The organism is Loktanella sp. D2R18, from assembly GCF_003318235.1.
In the GTDB taxonomy this organism is placed as follows: domain Bacteria; phylum Pseudomonadota; class Alphaproteobacteria; order Rhodobacterales; family Rhodobacteraceae; genus Yoonia.
In genome coordinates this window covers 28,628-45,636 of record NZ_QOCG01000032.1, presented here as the reverse complement: position 1 = coordinate 45,636, position 17,009 = coordinate 28,628, and the positions used below count along the sequence as shown (strand labels likewise).

At 52.7% G+C, this 17,009-nt stretch carries 17 protein-coding genes; 8 read left to right on the top strand and 9 right to left on the bottom strand.

Translation table 11 applies throughout. From position 1 onward, the window contains the following. A complete protein-coding gene (locus DS901_RS17585; protein WP_113778248.1) occupies positions 1 to 990 on the top strand; it encodes a hypothetical protein in 990 nt (329 codons plus the stop codon). Here the strand turns inward: DS901_RS17585 and radC are convergent. The 4 genes from radC to DS901_RS17565 all read right to left on the bottom strand — a co-directional run bounded on the left by radC (position 987) and on the right by DS901_RS17565 (position 5,981). Then, the gene (gene radC, locus DS901_RS17580; protein WP_113778247.1) at positions 987 to 1,745 is read right to left on the bottom strand and encodes a RadC family protein; all 759 of its coding nucleotides are present in this window, start codon (positions 1,743 to 1,745) and stop codon (positions 987 to 989) included. The genes DS901_RS17585 and radC overlap by 4 nt on opposite strands. 69 nt (positions 1,746 to 1,814) lie before the next feature. After that, the gene (gene dnaJ, locus DS901_RS17575; protein ID WP_113778246.1) at positions 1,815 to 2,963 is read right to left on the bottom strand and encodes a molecular chaperone DnaJ; all 1,149 of its coding nucleotides are present in this window, start codon (positions 2,961 to 2,963) and stop codon (positions 1,815 to 1,817) included. Positions 2,964 to 3,038: 75 nt separating this feature from the next. After that, entirely contained in the window at positions 3,039 to 4,943 is a 1,905-nt protein-coding gene (gene dnaK, locus DS901_RS17570; protein ID WP_113778245.1) for a molecular chaperone DnaK, read from the bottom strand. 213 nt (positions 4,944 to 5,156) lie between these two features. Beyond that, positions 5,157 to 5,981, bottom strand: a complete 825-nt coding sequence (locus DS901_RS17565; protein WP_113778244.1) for an ABC transporter permease — start codon at positions 5,979 to 5,981, stop codon at positions 5,157 to 5,159. Between the two features lie 104 nt (positions 5,982 to 6,085). On the opposite strand from DS901_RS17565, the gene cysQ reads away from it, so the two are divergent. The 7 genes from cysQ (at position 6,086) to DS901_RS17530 (ending at position 13,845) form a co-directional block, all read left to right on the top strand. Next, positions 6,086 to 6,883 carry a 3'(2'),5'-bisphosphate nucleotidase CysQ gene (gene cysQ, locus DS901_RS17560; protein WP_113778243.1) on the top strand — a complete coding sequence of 266 codons (798 nt, stop codon included), beginning with the start codon at positions 6,086 to 6,088 and terminating at the stop codon, positions 6,881 to 6,883. Next, the gene (locus DS901_RS17555; RefSeq protein WP_113778242.1) at positions 6,883 to 7,683 is read left to right on the top strand and encodes a 3-deoxy-manno-octulosonate cytidylyltransferase; all 801 of its coding nucleotides are present in this window, start codon (positions 6,883 to 6,885) and stop codon (positions 7,681 to 7,683) included. The genes cysQ and DS901_RS17555 overlap by 1 nt, the downstream gene beginning before the upstream one ends. 87 nt (positions 7,684 to 7,770) lie before the next feature. Next, the gene (gene galU, locus DS901_RS17550; RefSeq protein WP_113778241.1) at positions 7,771 to 8,652 is read left to right on the top strand and encodes a UTP--glucose-1-phosphate uridylyltransferase GalU; all 882 of its coding nucleotides are present in this window, start codon (positions 7,771 to 7,773) and stop codon (positions 8,650 to 8,652) included. A 16-nt stretch (positions 8,653 to 8,668) separates the two neighbouring features. Continuing rightward, positions 8,669 to 9,694 (top strand): glycosyltransferase family 2 protein, encoded by a 1,026-nt coding sequence (locus DS901_RS17545; protein WP_258546790.1) that lies wholly within the window; start codon positions 8,669 to 8,671, stop codon positions 9,692 to 9,694. Positions 9,695 to 9,731: 37 nt separating this feature from the next. Next, positions 9,732 to 10,715, top strand: a complete 984-nt coding sequence (locus DS901_RS17540) for a glycosyltransferase family 2 protein (RefSeq protein ID WP_258546795.1) — start codon at positions 9,732 to 9,734, stop codon at positions 10,713 to 10,715. Further along, entirely contained in the window at positions 10,712 to 12,415 is a 1,704-nt protein-coding gene (locus DS901_RS17535) for a DUF5927 domain-containing protein (protein WP_113778239.1), read from the top strand. Before DS901_RS17540 ends, DS901_RS17535 begins: the two co-directional genes overlap by 4 nt. Beyond that, positions 12,412 to 13,845, top strand: coding sequence for a sulfotransferase family 2 domain-containing protein (locus DS901_RS17530; RefSeq protein ID WP_113778238.1), 1,434 nt, complete (start codon positions 12,412 to 12,414; stop codon positions 13,843 to 13,845). Before DS901_RS17535 ends, DS901_RS17530 begins: the two co-directional genes overlap by 4 nt. Here the strand turns inward: DS901_RS17530 and DS901_RS17525 are convergent. The 5 genes from DS901_RS17525 to DS901_RS17505 form a co-directional block, all read right to left on the bottom strand. Further along, the gene (locus DS901_RS17525; RefSeq protein WP_113778237.1) at positions 13,842 to 14,306 is read right to left on the bottom strand and encodes a PTS sugar transporter subunit IIA; all 465 of its coding nucleotides are present in this window, start codon (positions 14,304 to 14,306) and stop codon (positions 13,842 to 13,844) included. The two genes, DS901_RS17530 and DS901_RS17525, sit on opposite strands and share 4 nt — an antisense overlap. A 32-nt stretch (positions 14,307 to 14,338) precedes the next feature. Then, on the bottom strand, positions 14,339 to 14,914 hold the full coding sequence (hpf, locus tag DS901_RS17520; RefSeq protein ID WP_113778236.1) for a ribosome hibernation-promoting factor, HPF/YfiA family: 576 nt from the start codon (positions 14,912 to 14,914) through the stop codon (positions 14,339 to 14,341). A gap of 234 nt (positions 14,915 to 15,148) precedes the next feature. After that, the gene (gene lptB, locus DS901_RS17515; protein ID WP_113778235.1) at positions 15,149 to 15,898 is read right to left on the bottom strand and encodes an LPS export ABC transporter ATP-binding protein; all 750 of its coding nucleotides are present in this window, start codon (positions 15,896 to 15,898) and stop codon (positions 15,149 to 15,151) included. Continuing rightward, positions 15,898 to 16,383, bottom strand: a complete 486-nt coding sequence (gene lptA, locus DS901_RS17510; RefSeq protein WP_258546789.1) for a lipopolysaccharide transport periplasmic protein LptA — start codon at positions 16,381 to 16,383, stop codon at positions 15,898 to 15,900. Before lptA ends, lptB begins: the two co-directional genes overlap by 1 nt. A gap of 26 nt (positions 16,384 to 16,409) precedes the next feature. Then, positions 16,410 to 17,009 (bottom strand): hypothetical protein, encoded by a 600-nt coding sequence (locus tag DS901_RS17505; protein WP_113778234.1) that lies wholly within the window; start codon positions 17,007 to 17,009, stop codon positions 16,410 to 16,412.

Genomic DNA, 17,009 nt, shown 5'->3' with positions numbered 1-17,009 from the left:
ATGGCGCGCACGATCACATATAGGACGGTTTTGTCGACAGTTGCGGCCGCGCTTGGTCTTGGGTTTTTGGTTCAAATTGGGGAAACACCCTCGGATGGAGCGAGCACACCGGCCCGCACGGCTGTACCGCGGGCCGTGACAGTTGTGACGAACAGCCAAACGAGTTCGGTTTTTGGCGTGCCCGAAAATGCGCATAGGCTTGTCGACCACATTTCAAACGTTCAACACGTTGCGCTTGTGCGTGAGACAAATACAGAGGAAACCGCGCCCGCAATGGGTACGATCTCGGCTGTACCCGCGATCGAAGATGCTTGTAAAGTGATGCTTTCAGCGACCGAGAAACCTGCCGAAATGGCGCTTTTGACGGTGCAGGCACCATGTCACCTGAATGCAGATTTTGTCATCTTGCATGAAAGCTTGCGGTTCTCATCGCGTACAGACGGATTGGGCACCGCTGAAGTCACTCTCCCGATTATGGCACAAGACGCGCAGATATCTGTCTTATTTGATAACGTTGAATTTGCGCGTGTGGCGATCTACGCGCCGGATGTTTCGCAATATGACCGCACAATTCTGCAATGGCGTGGCGCCGATAAGTTGCAACTGCACGTGCTAGAGGTTGGGGCAAGCATTGGCCAACCGGGGCATATTTGGACAGGCTCGAGCCATACGGCGGAGCTGGCGACGATGGGGCAGCATGGGTTTGTGACAAGCCATGGGACGCACACCGCTGATATTCCTTATCAGGCTGAAGTTTACTCGTATCCGGCGCGTTTTGATCGAGCTGATATTTCCGTAACGATGCCGGTTGGCCTGATGGTCACCCTGCAAAACTGTGGTCGTTTGTTTAGTACGCAACTTATCCATGTGGTTTCAGGACGAATATGGGTGCCGATTGATGTGTCAATTCAGGTGCCGGCCTGCAGTTCAGCGGGTGAATTCGTTATGCTGCCGGATGCGATTGCGCCCTATACAAGTCTCGTGCGTTAAGCATCCGCGCCCAGATACCCCTGTGCACGAAAGCTGGTTTCGCAAGACTTTCCAACAATAAGATGATCATGCAGTGTGATGCCAAGCGCCTGCGCAGCGCGGTTAACCTGCGCGGTCATGTCGATATCGGCGGCCGATGGCGTTGGATCACCTGAAGGATGATTATGCACCAATATCAATGCAGCTGCATTTAGCTCTAACGCGCGTTTGACGACCTCGCGTGGATAGACTGGCACGTGATCAAGCGTGCCTTTTGCCTGTTCTTCGTCGGCAATAATTGTGTTCTTGGTATCCAAAAACAGGATGCGAAATTGTTCTGTATCGCGGTGGGCCATTGTCGTGTGGCAATAGTTCAACAACGCGTCCCAACTGGATACCACATGGCGTTGCATTACTTTCGCGCGGGCAAGACGGTGCGCCGCTGCTTCGACAATTTTCAATTCAGTCGCTACAGATTCGCCGACGCCCCGGACCTGCGTCAGTTGCCTTACGGGCGCTGATACGACGCGATTAAAGTCACCGAAGGTTTGAATCAGCAAGTGTGCCAACGGTTTCACATCTTGGCGTGGGATCGCACGAAAGAGGATTAATTCAAGCAGTTCATAGTCGGGGATGGCTGTCGCGCCGCCGTTTAGGAACCGATCGCGCAACCGTTTGCGGTGGTCGCGCAGATAGGAAGGTGCGCGCGCCTTGGCGGGCACCACAACGTCATCAATGTCAGCAAAAAGAGAGCGCGATTCGGCAAAATGGGACATATCCCAATTGTTCGCCGGTATCGGTTAATGAAGCGTGAATAAGGCCCCGGTACGATCCGGGACCTTATCTTAACCTTTCATCGAGTCCCAAAAGCTTTTGACAGAGGTAAAGAAGCTCGACCCATGCGGGTTGTTTTCTTCGCTTAGCTCGTCGAATTCTTTGAGAAGCTCACGCTGGCGCGCCGTCAGTTTAACAGGGGTTTCAACGGCGAGTTCGATGAACATGTCGCCGCTACCGGCCCCGCGTAGGGCGGGCATCCCTTTGCTACGCAAGCGCATTTGCCGCCCTGATTGCGACCCTTCGGGTACTTTTACGCGGCTACGGCCACCATCGATGGTCGGCACTTCGATTTCGCCACCCAAAGCGGCGGTCGCCATCGATACCGGCACGCGGCAGAACAGGTTATTGGCTTCGCGTTCGAACAGCGCGTGATCTTTGACCTCGATAAAGATGTAAAGATCGCCAGTCGGGCCGCCGCGCATTCCGGCTTCGCCTTCGCCAGCAAGACGGATACGCGTGCCAGTTTCGACGCCAGCAGGAATGTTGACGGAAAGCGATTTTTCTTTCTCGACGCGGCCCTGACCATGACAAGCTTTACATGGGTCCTTAATGGTTTGCCCCATGCCAGAACAGGTTGGGCAGGTGCGTTCAACGGTAAAGAAACCTTGTTGTGCGCGGACCTTTCCCATGCCCGCACAAGTTGGGCAGGTTTGGGGTTCTGATCCACCTTCGGCACCCGTGCCGCTGCAGACCTCGCAGCTGACCGCAGTTGGGACATTCACCGTTTTTGTGAGGCCAGCAAAGGCTTCTTCGAGGCTAATGCGCAAGTTGTAGCGTAGATCATTGCCACGTTGTGCGCCGCCGCGACGCCCACCGCCGCCACGGTTGCCGCCCATAAAATCGCCGAACAGGTCGTCGAACACATCCGAAAATGCGCTGCCAAAGTCGCCTTGACCGCCACCCGGACGCTGCCCTCCACCGCCCATGCCGTTTTCAAAGGCTGCGTGACCATAACGGTCATAAGCTGCTTTCTTCTCGGCGTCTTTCAGGACTTCGTAAGCCTCGTTGGCTTCTTTGAATTTGGTTTCAGCGGTCGGGTCGTCGGCATTGCGGTCAGGGTGCAATTCTTTCGCCTTTTGGCGATAGCCCTTTTTGATGGCCGCCGCATCGGCGCCTTTTGCGACACCAAGAACCTCGTAATAGTCACGTTTTGCCATGATAATTTCCCCCTTGGGAATGGAAAAAGACCGGCCCGGTGGTGGGCCGGTCCTCTTTCCTAAGACAGCGCTGGCTTAGTTGTCGCGCTTGTCGTCATCCAGATCTTCGAAGTCAGCGTCGAGAATTTCTTCATCGGCGGCTGGCGCGTCGGGCTCGGCCTCTCCGGCCTCTTCTTGGCTGGATTTATAGATGGCTTCACCCAGTTTCATCGCAGATTCTGTGACGTTCTGGATGCCCGATTTGATCTTTTCGGCGGTGCCGTCTTCAAGATCGTCTTTCAACGCAGCGATGGCCAATTCGATGGCTTCGATGGTTGTTGGATCGACCTTGTCAGAATGCTCTTCCATCGACTTTTCGGTCGAGTGGATCAGGCTTTCGGCTTGGTTCTTGGCCTCGATAAGCTCGCGGCGATCTTTATCGGCCTCGGCGTTATCTTCCGCGTCTTTCACCATTGCTTCGATGTCGTCATCTGACAGACCACCAGAGGCTTGGATCGTGATTTTCTGTTCCTTGCCGGTACCTTTGTCTTTGGCGCCTACTTCAACGATGCCGTTGGCGTCGATGTCAAAGGTCACTTCGATCTGTGGCAGGCCGCGAGGTGCGGGTGGGATTTCTTCGAGGTTGAACTGGCCCAACATTTTGTTGTCGGCGGCCATTTCACGCTCACCTTGGAAGACACGCAGGGTCACCGCGTTTTGGTTGTCTTCGGCAGTTGAGAAAACCTGCGATTTTTTCGTTGGGATCGTTGTGTTGCGATCGATCAAACGTGTGAACACACCGCCCAATGTTTCGATGCCCAATGACAATGGTGTCACGTCGAGCAGAACAACGTCTTTCACGTCGCCTTGCAGAACGCCGGCCTGAATGGCGGCACCCATGGCAACAACTTCATCCGGGTTCACACCCTGGTGCGGCTCTTTGCCAAAGAACTTACCGACTTCTTCTTTGACGCGCGGCATGCGGGTCATACCACCCACAAGAACAACTTCGTCGATGTCGCCAACGGACAGGCCAGCATCTTTGATCGCATCTTTACATGGTTTGATCGAGTTTTTGATCAGGTCCAGAACAAGCGATTCCAGTTTCGCGCGGGTCAGTTTCATGACCATGTGCAATGGTTGGCCGTTTGATCCCATAGAGATAAACGGTTGGTTGATTTCGGTGCTGGAAGACGAAGACAGTTCGATTTTCGCTTTTTCCGCAGCTTCTTTAAGACGCTGCAACGCCATCTTGTCTTGAGTCAGATCGACTGAGTGCTCTTTTTTGAACTCATCCGCGAGGTAGTTCACGATGCGCATGTCAAAGTCTTCACCACCAAGGAATGTGTCACCATTGGTAGATTTCACTTCGAACAGGCCGTCGTCGATTTCGAGGATGGTCACATCGAATGTACCACCGCCAAGGTCATAGACCGCGATTGTTTGTGTGTCTTCTTTATCAAGGCCATATGCCAGCGCAGCCGCTGTTGGCTCGTTGATGATGCGCAGCACTTCGAGGCCCGCGATTTTGCCGGCGTCTTTTGTTGCCTGACGCTGAGCGTCGTTGAAATACGCAGGAACGGTGATAACCGCTTGTGTGACGTCTTCGCCAAGGTAGCTTTCGGCGGTTTCTTTCATCTTACCAAGAATGAAAGCAGAAATCTGGCTAGGGGAGTATTTCTCACCTTTGGATTCAACCCACGCATCGCCGTTGCCGCCATTGACGATTTCAAACGGCATGTTTTTCTTTTCTTTCGCCAGATCGGCATCGTCAAAACGACGGCCAATCAAACGTTTCACAGCAAAGATTGTGTTTTCTGGGTTGGTGACGGCCTGACGTTTCGCAGGCTGACCGACAAGGCGTTCGTCGTCGGTGAACGCAACGATAGATGGCGTTGTGCGCGCACCTTCGGCGTTTTCAATCACGCGTGGTTTAGAGCCATCCATGATGGCAATACAAGAGTTTGTCGTTCCGAGGTCGATACCAATAACTTTGGCCATTTTTCAAATCCCTTACTTTAGGCAGTTTGAGTAGCGCGAACCCGTTTCGGCACCCGCACCAGTTACGTTCTGTTGATCAGGGGAACCCCCCTAAACAAGTGATCTAGGCGTATATAGGGATGCATAATCGGGGCTGCAAGCGCTCTGGGCTCAACAAAACAACAAAAAATCGGTTTTTTGTTCGGGGAAAGTTAAGAGATGTTGGCGAACGCCCTACTTCCCCATGCTCCAACTGGCAGAAACATGTTGCCGCGTGAAAAACATGCCCATCATGCCGAGAACCAAGAAGACCAGTGATACCTGCAATGGGTAAGAAATTGTGGTGAAATGTGGGTTATAATCCAGAAAAACAAAGCCTTTGTTTTGGTCGATAATGTGGAACAAGGGGTTCCAGTCAAACATCGCGATCATGCTTGCAGGCAGAGAGTTTACCAAAAACATCTTACCAGAAGCAATCATATTCATGCGGCGATAGAGTTGCCCGACAATGGCCATTGTACGTGGAAACCATGGCGTAATGGCAAGAAATAGAACCCCGATGCAGCATCCCGAAAACCACGCGAGCAAAAACATTCCCATCGCGCCAATCGGATTGTCGATATAGATCGGGGTAACTGCGCAATGGTAGACTGTTAAGACGACCAAAATCGCCAAAAGCTGTTGATACAATGTTGCAAGCGCTGATGCGCATATCGTCACAATCGGGTTCATTGGCGCATAAAGCATCATCGGCGCCAATGCATCGTTAGCCCCTTGGGTCGCCTTAACGGATTGGACATGTGTACGAAACAGCATCACGCCGGACATGATGTAGATCAGGAAATCTTCGCCCGGTATCGGACAACTGCGCACCCCGACGACCATGAACATCACCAAGAATACGGCCACCAAAACAAGGCTTTGTAAAATAGTCAAAACAAGGCCGACGACAGCATTTCTGTGGCCACCGCGCACAGATCGCACGGTGACTTCGTAAATCAGGTCGAGATTGCTGAAAAAGCTGCCTAAGGTCGACACATTCCGGCGGGTTTGAAACATGGTGATGCTTTCGCTCTGTGCCTGCGCTAGGATTGGCTTGCCGTCATTGGATCAAGCCTTCATAACCGCCACACCCTAATTATTCAATAAACAGGACCCCCGCGATGGATTTTGAGAAACTGAACACCGTGATGCGGGAACTCGCGCTTTTGGCGGGCGATAAGATTATGGAAATCTACGCTGCCGATGATTTTGATGTGCGCGCGAAAAGCGATGAAAGCCCGGTAACTGCAGCAGATGAAGCGGCCGATGCAATCATCAGCGCAGGCCTGCGTGCGGCATTCCCTGATGTGCCGCTTGTGACCGAGGAGCAGTCAGACTCGCACGGTCAATCCGTTAGCACGTTTTTAATCGTTGACCCGTTGGATGGGACCAAAGAATTCATCAAACGGCGCGGAGATTTTACGGTGAACATTGCTTATGTGGTTGATGGCGTCCCGGTCCGCGGGATCGTTTATGCTCCCGCCAAAGAGCGGCTGTTTTATACCGATGCGGCGGGCGTTTCGGTCGAGGAAACTGGCGTGTTTGCGAAAGATATGGTTGGTGAAACGGCGCCTTTGCAGGTGTCCAAGCCGGACAATAGCGCGCTTTTGATCGTTGCGTCCAAATCCCACCGGGATCAAGCGACAGATGATTATATCAATAAATACAATGTCCAAGACATGAAAAGCGCAGGGTCATCGTTGAAATTCTGTCTGGTCGCAACGGGCGAGGCCGATCTTTATCCACGTCTTGGTCGCACGATGGAATGGGACACGGCTGCCGGGCATGCCGTACTGACAGGGGCCGGCGGGCAGGTGGTGCGGTTTGATGATCATACGCCGCTGACCTATGGCAAACCTATTTTCGAAAACCCATTCTTTATTGCGCTGTCGCCGGGTGTCACGTTGGAGCAAGGATAATGCCTGTCCTTATCGTTGTCCCAGCGCGCTATGCATCGACCCGCTATCCTGGCAAGCCGCTTGTTGAATTGCGCGGGGCTGATGGGATTGCGAAAACGCTGATCCGCCGGTCTTGGGATGCCGCGATGCAAGTGAAAGGTGTCGATCGGGTTGTGATCGCGACGGACGATGACCGTATCGCGGAAGCTGCGCGCGACTTTGGGGCCGAGGTGGTGATGACATCGGTTGATTGCCAAAACGGGACCGAACGCTGTGCCGAAGCGGTCGCAAATATCGGTGGCGGCTACGACATTGTCGTGAATTTACAAGGTGATGCGCCGCTAACACCTGCGTGGTTCGTCGAAGATCTTGTTGCTGGGCTACGTGCCAACCCGCAAGCAGACGTGGCAACGCCTGTTTTACGGACCGAAGGGCGCGCCTTAAACAGCTTTATGGCTGATCGCCGCGCCGGTCGCGTTGGGGGCACCACGGCCGTGTTTGGAAAGAGTAACAATGCGCTTTATTTCTCAAAAGAGGTGATCCCCTATACGGGTAAGACCTATGAGGATGCGGATGAAACGCCTGTGTTTCACCATGTGGGTGTCTACGCTTACCGACCCGATGCGCTTTTATCCTATCCGACATGGGACGCAGGGCCGCTCGAGCAGCTCGAAGGTCTGGAACAGCTCCGGTTCTTGGAGCGCGGTACGCCCGTGCTTTGCGTCGAAGTTGAGGGAAAGGGTCGTCAGTTTTGGGAATTAAACAATCCTGAAGATGTGCCACTTATTGAGGCAATGTTGCAAGAAATGGGCGATGCTTAGCCGCTGGGGCATAAAAGCTAGAAAAATTCCCTTTAGGCCCACGACCATCGGCACTACGCTGAGTGTAAGTAATAAAGAGGCACGGACATGAAAAGAAAAGTAACCAAAGCAATTTTTCCAGTGGCTGGCATGGGAACGCGGTTTTTGCCCGCAACCAAATCTGTCCCCAAAGAAATTATGACCTTGGTGGATCGCCCGTTGATCCAATACGCGATTGACGAGGCCCGGGCTGCGGGGATCGAAGACTTTATTTTTGTGACGTCACGCGGGAAATCTGCGCTCGAAGATTATTTTGATCATTCTCCTGAATTGGCATCGTCGTTGCGCAAATCGGGCAAGACAGAGCTGCTTGAAACCTTGCAAGCCACCAATATGGACAGCGGTGCGATTGCCTATATCCGTCAGCACAAGGCGCTTGGCCTCGGGCATGCTGTGTCTTGCGCGCGCAAATTGATTGGCGATGAACCGTTTGCGGTTATCCTGCCTGATGATGTGATCGCGGCAGAGAAACCTTGTCTGCAACAGATGATCGAAGCCTATCAAGACACAGGCGGTGCAATGGTTGCTGCGATGGAAGTCGCGCCAGAAAAAACATCGTCCTATGGAATTTTGGATGTAATCAGTGACGAAGGATCGGTTGTTGAGGTTAAAGGCATGGTCGAAAAACCTGCCCCCGGCACGGCGCCATCAAATCTTGCTGTGATTGGGCGTTATATTTTGACGCCACGTATTATGCAAAATTTTGAAAAGATCGAACGCGGTGCTGGTGGTGAAATCCAGCTCACTGACGCGATCGCTTATGAGCTGACCACTGGACGTGACATCTTTGGGTTTAAGTTCGAAGGGGAGCGGTTCGATTGCGGGTCAAAGGCAGGATTTTTGCAAGCGACGGTGTCATTTGCATTGAACAGGCCTGAACTGCGTGACGAGTTAACAACGTTCCTGAAAGATTTGAAATTGCCTGCTTAGGCAGCAAGGGGAAAGATTGCGCGCGAAGTTCACGGATGCATGGTTAGCGTACCGTTTGCGCTGGAAACGGCGGCGCATTCTGTTGCGCATTTGGCGCAACCGCAAGCAGATTGAACTGCGTTCCAATCGTACTAAACAGATCACGCCCGGTGCAATTCTGGCGTTTTCGACGGTGCGCAATGAAATGCTGCGGTTGCCGCATTTTTTGGACTATTACCGCAAGCTTGGCGTCGCACATTTTCTTATCGTGGATAACGCTAGCACGGATGGTACGGCCGATTTTCTAGCCAAGCAATCTGACGTTTCTCTGTGGACCACATCGCATAGTTACAAATTATCGCGGTTTGGCATGGATTGGTTAGGTTGGCTGCAATGGCAATATGGATCGGATCACTGGTGTTTGACTGTCGATGCTGATGAATTGCTGGTCTATCCGCAAAGCGACAGCCGCGATTTGCAAGCGTTGACGGCCCATCTCGATTCACAAGGTTTGCCCACATTTGGTGCGTTGATGTTGGATATGTATCCTCAGGGGCCGTTAACCAATGTATCTTATAAACAAGGACAAGACCCTGTTACTGCGCTGGGCTGGTTTGATGGATCGGGGTATCGGCATCGGGTGCATCCGGTATTCGGCAACCAATGGATTCAAGGCGGGGTGCGTGACCGCGTGTTTTTCCAAGCTGACCCAGATCGGGCGCCGAGCCTGAATAAAACCCCACTAGTCAAATGGCACTGGCGCAATGTTTATGTGACTTCGACCCATCACATGCTGCCGCGACGGTTGAATCAGGTGTTCGACTGGCCATCAAAGACAAAGATGACGGGCGTCTTGTTGCATACCAAATTTCTGCCCGATATCGCACCCCGTTCGTCCGAGGAAATGGATCGACAGCAGCATTTCGAGAATAGTGCGCTTTATGCGGAATATTATCAGGGTTTGATTGCAGGCCCTGATTTGTGGACCGATAGGTCTATGACCTATAAAGGGTGGGAACAGCTCGTTGAGCTTGGGCTGATTGCGCCGGGTGAATGGCGTTAGAGAGGGATACATTTTGGGGGTTTGGACATCATATCGGCTGCGATTACGGCGGAAACGTTGGAAAATACGCGCGCGCCGTAAAGGTCGTGAATTGACCCCTATCCAAGATCGCACAGCGCAAATTACCCCATCTGATATCCTGCTATGCTGTACGTTTCGAAACGAAGATATCCGACTGCCGTTTTTCTTGGACTATTACCGCAAACTGGGGGTGACCCACTTTCTTTTGGTCGACAACGGCAGCGATGATGGCGGCGACGCGTATGTCGCAGGTCAGCCGGATGTGTCGCTTTGGAAAACGGATGCACACTATGGTAAATCGCGTTTTGGGATGGATTGGTTAACCTATTTGCAAGGGAAATACGCGCATGGCCACTGGGTATTAACTGTCGATGTCGACGAATTTTTTGTCTACCCGTTTTGCGATACACGGCCTGTGCGGGCCTTGGCCGATTGGCTTGAAGCGTCAGAAGTCCGGTCGTTCGGCACGATGATGCTGGATATGTATCCAAAAGGGCAAGTCAGTGACGCGGTTTACCAACGCGGCGCGGACCCGTTCAAACTTGCCAATTGGTTTGATCCAGGAAATTACACGCTCAAGCGCAATGATTTTTACCGCAATTTGTGGATTCAAGGGGGGGCGCGCGCACGCGTTTTCTTTGCAGAAAAACCCAGACAAGCCCCGGCATTGAACAAAATTCCCTTCGTTAAATGGGATCGTGATTTCACCTATGTCAGCTCTACCCACATGCTTTTGCCGCGCGGGCTAAACCTTGTTTACGGGCAAAATGGGGGTGAGAAAACGTCCGGGGTATTGTTGCACGCAAAGTTTCTGAACACCTTTGGCCCGCGCGCCAGTCAAGAAGCGGAACGCGCCGAACACTATGGTGCTGGGCGAGAATATAAATCCTATGCCGGTGCTGATAACGATCCGGAAATCTGGTGCCAGTGGAGCGAACAATATTTGAACTGGCGCCAGCTTGAGGCGCTCGGCTTGATGTCCAAGGGGAACTGGGCATGAGTTTAGGTGTCGTCATATTGGTACATACGGATTTTGACCGTGCAGAACAGATGGTGCGCCATTGGTCTGAGGGCGGGTGTCCGGTGGCGATACATGTCGATAGCAATGTCGATGACACGACCTATGATAGCTTTGTTGCAAATTTGGATGATCTGGCTGACGTCCGGTTTAGCACGCGTCACCGTTGCGAATGGGGCATGTGGGGGCTGGTTGCGGCCACGCAAGACGCCGTGCAGCATTTGTTGGCTGAGTTTGAACAAGTGGGGCGCGTCTTTTTGGCGTCCGGTTCCTGCCTGCCACTTCGCCCAATCTCGGAACTGCGCGCATTTTTGGATGCCAGCCCTCAAACCGATTTCATCGAAAGCGCCACGACCGCTGACGTCCCTTGGACGATCGGTGGGCTTGATCGTGAACGATTTACCCTGCGTTTCCCTTTTGCTTGGAAACGGCGGCGGCGGATGTTTGACGGCTATGTTCGGTTGCAGCAGATCATTGGGATCAAGCGGCGAACCCCAAAGGGTTTAGTGCCACATATGGGATCGCAGTGGTGGTGTCTGACGCGTAAGACGCTTGAGGCGATTTTGAACGACCCACTTCGGCGCAGATATGACCGATATTTCCAACGGGTTTGGATCCCTGACGAAAGCTATTTTCAAACGCTTGCACGTAAACATGCAGCACGCATCCAAAGTCGATCACTGACGTTGTCAAAATTCGATTTTCAGGGGAAGCCGCATATCTTTTACGATGATCACGTAGAAATATTACGACGCTCTGGTTGCTTTGTCGCGCGTAAAATTTGGCCAAATGCACAGGTGCTCTATGAAAGTTTTCCCTGCGCGACGGATAAGGCAGCGGGTGCTGTAAGGCCGAGTACGGGCACAGTGGACCGCATTTTCGACAAAGCGGTTGAGCGCCGTACGCGCGGGCGGGCAGGTCTATATATGCATAGCCGTTTTCCGAATATGCAAAAGGCAAACGGGATCGCTGCCGCGCCGTTTTCGGTAATGCAGGGCTTTGACGCGCTGTTTCCAGGTTTTCAGAACTGGCTTGCGCTGCAAACCGAGGCAACCGTTCACGGGCATCTTTATGCAAAGGATAAGGCCCATTTTGCAGATGGTGCAGCGGTGTTTCGCGGCGCGCTGTCTGACAGTGCGCGCTTGCGCGATTACAATGCGCAAGGATTTTTAACAAATTTGATGTGGACCACGCGTGATCAATATCAATGCTTTATGTTTGGGCCTGCGGATACACAGTCTATCCGATGGTTTCTGGCACATGATACCAACGCGCGCGTTTGGGTGATCTCTGGCGCTTGGTCGATTCCATTGTTCTTATCAGGTCGGTCTGCAGCGGAGGTGAGGACTGAAGCCGCGCGTTTGCAGCGTCGCGAAAACCAATTTCTGAACGCACTACGCGCGCCTGACGCACATGCGCGCATCCATATCTATACTTTGGCGGATTTTCTTGAAAACCCACGCGATATCTTGCAAATGCTTGTTGATCAAATCGGAGGACACAAGGCCCATGCGCTTGGGCAACTTCCTGAAATGGTTGATTTAGGCGGCTTGCCAGCGTTTCTGCAAGAGCTCAAAAATCAAGGGATGCACCCATTTTTGACAGGTCATCTTTCGGAAGAAATGCATCGTCGGGCGACTGTGGTTTCTGAACCGCGATCTTATGTAGTTGGCCACAAATGACCAAATTTGACTATTTCATTATCCTGGCGGAAATGCGGACAGGGTCCAATTTTCTTGAAGCGAATTTGAACGCGCTGGAAGGGGTAACCTGCCACGGAGAAGCCTTTAACCCCGCGTTTATCGGTTACCCCAAAACGGATGATCTGCTTGGAATGTCACGAGATGATCGTGACGCGGACCCCTCCGCACTTATCACAAAAATCGTCGCGGATGACGGTTTAGTTGGGTTTCGATTCTTTCATAATCATGATCCGCGCGCATTAACCATATGCATGGATGACCCGCGCTGTGCCAAGATTATTCTGACGCGCAACCCGCTGGACAGCTACGTGAGCTGGAAATCCGCGCGGGCGACGGGGCAATGGAAGCTGACCAATGCGACGAATGCAAAATCGTTACAAATTGCTTTTGATTCAGAAGAGTTTGAGGCGCTACTGGCGCGGCTGCAAGAGTTTCAGTTGGATATTCAACGCAGGCTACAGACCAGCGGGCAAACGGCATTCTATATTGGTTATGACGACCTACGCGACGTGGAAATCTTAAACGGCTTAGCCGCATTTTTGGGCGTTGATGCGCGTCTTGATGGGCTTGATAAAAAGATGAAGAAACAAAACCCTGAGCCGCTTGATCAGCGCGTGAGCAATTTTGACACGATGAAAGCGGCGCTTGGGCCGTTGGATCGGTTTGATCTATCGCGGACCCCGAATTTTGAACCACGGCGTGGTGCGGCCGTGCCAACATATGTCGCGTCAGACAAAGCGGGGCTTCTGTTTATGCCGTTACGGTCGGGGCCGGACTGGGAGGTGCGGCGCTGGCTCGCTGATGTTGAAGCGACGCGGCCACGCGAATTGCGTCGCAAGTTTACCCAAAAAACATTGCGCACATGGCAAGAAACCCATGCCGGCTACCGTAGTTTTACCGTGCTGCGGCATCCGGTGGCCCGCGCACATGCCGCGTTTTGCGACTGTATTTTATCCGATGGACCGGAAAGTCTTCCCGGCATTCGCGCCAATTTGCGCAGGGTTCACAAACTCCCGATTCCAGAGCCGTTGCCGGACCTAACGGATACGAATACATATAGCAACACGGCGCATCGCGCAGCGTTTTTGGGATTTCTGCAGTTTTTGCGTCAAAATCTGGGGGGGCAAACGGCCATTCGGGTTGACCCAGCTTGGTCTAGCCAGCTCTCCCTTTTGCAAGGCATCGCTACGATTTCACTCCCTGACGTGATTTGTCGAGAAGACAGTCTTGGCGACGAACTTGCAGTGCTTGCGGCACAGGTAGGAATTGAGTCTATGCCGCTGCTGGGTGGCACCGTTCATCAACACCACAACCGATTGGTCGCGATCTACGATGGGGTGATCGAGGATGCCACGCGTGCTGCCTATGCGCGTGACTACGCAGCGTTTGGGTTCGGAAACTGGGCCTAAGCGGCTTGCGACGACTGCTCTGCGGTCAAAATTGTGTGCAGTGTGGCGGCATCACTATTCGCGCGCAGTTTTGCGCAAATCGCGTCATCACGCAGGGTACGTGATATCAACGCAAGCGCTTTAAGGTGTTCAACGCCTGCATTTTCAGGTGCAATCAGGCAAAATACAAGGTCGACGGGCTGGCGATCAACAGAGTCAAAGTTCAAAGGCTTTTCAAGACGTAGAAAAATACCCTGAACTTCATTTACGCCGTGCAGGCGGGCATGGGGCAATGCGATACCATGCCCGACACCGGTTGGTCCAAGCCCCTCGCGTTCGATGAGAGCATCGATAACATGGGTTGGGTTCAAACCATAGCTTGTGTTCGCCATCTCGCCCAAGTCGTGAAACAGCCGCTTTTTACTGGTGCAAGACGCGATGGTTTTCACCGCGTCCGGCTTGAGGATGTCTGCAACTTGCATCGGTTGTTTCTCTCACCAAATTTACTGGGGGATTAGCCCAATGATTTGGGGTCAATCCAGCCAATATTTCCGTCGTCACGTCGATAGACGACGTTAACTCCATTGTGTTTCTCATTGCGGAACACCAGCACCGGGGCACTTGCGATTTCCATTTGCATCACCGCTTCACCAACCGAGAGCGATGGGATTTTTGTTTCCATCTCCGCTACAATCATAGCGTTAACGGTATCCTGCGCAGCCTCATCTGACTCGTCTCTTGGCTCGAGGATATATGACCCAGCATCAGAAAGTTCAACAGGTTGTGACCGGCCGGAATGATGGTCCTTGAGACGGCGCTTATAACGGCGCAGTTGTTTGTCCATTTTTTCCCCGCTGCTATCGAAAGCGGCGTAAATTTCTGATGCCTTTCCTGTGGCTTGCGCTGTCAGTCCTGTCGAAAGATGCACAACGGATTCGCAGACATATTCATGCCCAGACTTGGAGAAAACGACATATGCATCAGTTGGGCGCCCGGCGTATTTTCCAAGAATATCACCGAGCTCTGATTTTACATGTGTCTGCAGTGCTTCGCCAATGTCGATTTGCTTACCGCTGATTTGATACCGCATCGTTTCTCCTATCTTATGGTTGCAGATACGCAATACACCTCAAATCTAGAGGTGACGTTAACGCGCATCTAGTCGGTAGAAAACGATAACAGCCCAATTTCATTTGCTTTATTCTTAGACCCTGGCGCAGGCGCCAGCCGAGTCATGAGAGAAGAAACCGGGTTAGTCATCTCTTACAGTTGGCGACGAAAAACGAAGCTTGTCAATATCTCAGCCGCCATTGTGAACAAAGAATCAGTTCACGCGGAAACTATCGCCTAGATATACGCGCCGCACATTTTCATCGGCGATGACTTCGTCGGTGGTGCCATTCATCAGGACTGTGCCGTCATGCAGAATGTAAGCACGGTCAACGATTTGGAGTGTTTCTTGGACGTTGTGGTCGGTGATTAGCACGCCAATCCCGCGGTTTTTTAGGTCAGCAACAAGATGCCTGATTTCACCAACAGCAATAGGGTCAACACCGGCAAATGGTTCATCAAGCAAGACGTATTTGGGCCCCGCAGCAAGACATCGCGCGATTTCAACCCGGCGGCGTTCCCCACCCGACAGTGCCATCGCAGAGGCGCGCCGCAGATGTTCGATTGAAAATTCAGAAAGCAATTCTTCGAGCCGTTCGCGCCGTTTATGATGATCTTTCAGTGCGATTTCGAGTATCGATAAGATGTTATCTTCGACGCTCATACCCCGGAAAATTGACATCTCTTGCGGGAGGTACCCTATACCGAGCTGCGCGCGCCGATACATGGGCAACAATGTCACGTCGCGCCCGTCAATGATGACTTTGCCGCCCTCGGGGGTGACAAGACCAGCGATTGAATAAAAACAGGTTGTTTTTCCAGACCCGTTTGGGCCAAGAAGTGCGACAACCTCTCCGCGGCCCAAATCAATCGTGACGTCGCGGATTACAGGGCGCTTACGGTAGCTTTTGCGCAGATTAACGATTTTGAGGCCCGTGCCGCCATCCATAGTGGAGCCGTCCATCAGTTGTCGCCCTGCTGAAGAACTGTGCGCACGCGCCCTTCCATAGATGCCGTTCCGGTTTCGACATTGACGACCATGCTTTGCGCGGAAATTGCGCTGGCGCCTTGGGTTAGCAAAACGTCACCCGTCAGGGTTAATAGCCCCGTTGTGATATCGTATTCGGCGTTTTGTGCCTCTGCGGCTTCGGTTGCGGTGACAAAAGTCACGCCACCTGTCGCGATCAACTGTGCAATCTCGCTGTTTTCAGTCCCATAGACCACTTCGACGGCACCCGCGGATAGGCGCAGATCGCCTTGCCCAATGATGACATTGCCGGTGAATTGGGCTGTGCCATTCTCTTGGTCAACGGCCAAGCTATCAGCGGTGACCTCGATTGCTGCCGATGTATCTACGGTCATGCCGCCCAAATCAATGTTGGTCTGCGCCAGCACGGGACCCGCAAGTGACAAAAGGAAGGTCGACAAGATCGCGAATTTTCTGAACACTTGGCAGGTTTCCTATTTTGAACGCATCATTCTTGCGGTGTGTATATCAGTTTAACGCCATTGGTGAATAGCATCTGCTGGATGGCGCCACCGCTGGCCATTTGAAACGTGACCTTGCCCGCAGTTAATTCGCCCAAAGGCGCGCGGACCTCAAGATGACCGTCAGACGTAATCACCCCGGTGTCGAGTGCTGCGGTGATCCCATTGGTTTCCATCGCATAGCCAGACGAGGTTTCCAAATGGGCAATACCAACGAAACGCGCGATTTTCTCAGGGCCGTTTAGCTCTCCGCTGATGGTGGTGATGATAATATTGCTGCCATCAGGGTTATTCATTTGCATGCGCATATCGTCGGTGTGAATAACTGCGGGATCTGCCGGGCTTGGATGCGCGGCGCGCGCTGAGATGGACAGGGTCGCGCCATCATCAGTGACGCCTGAAAATCGTGGCGCAGAAAGCCGCTGTTCGCGGGCGATTTCAGTTACTTCGGTCATATCTAACTGCGTCGGTTCGCCGGGCGCGCGGGCGAACAAGAACAGTGTCGACAAAAGCCCGATAGCCCCAATCGGCAGAATAATCTTCGCGAGATTGACGATTTGCGAATAGATGTTATCGCGTCCACCCAT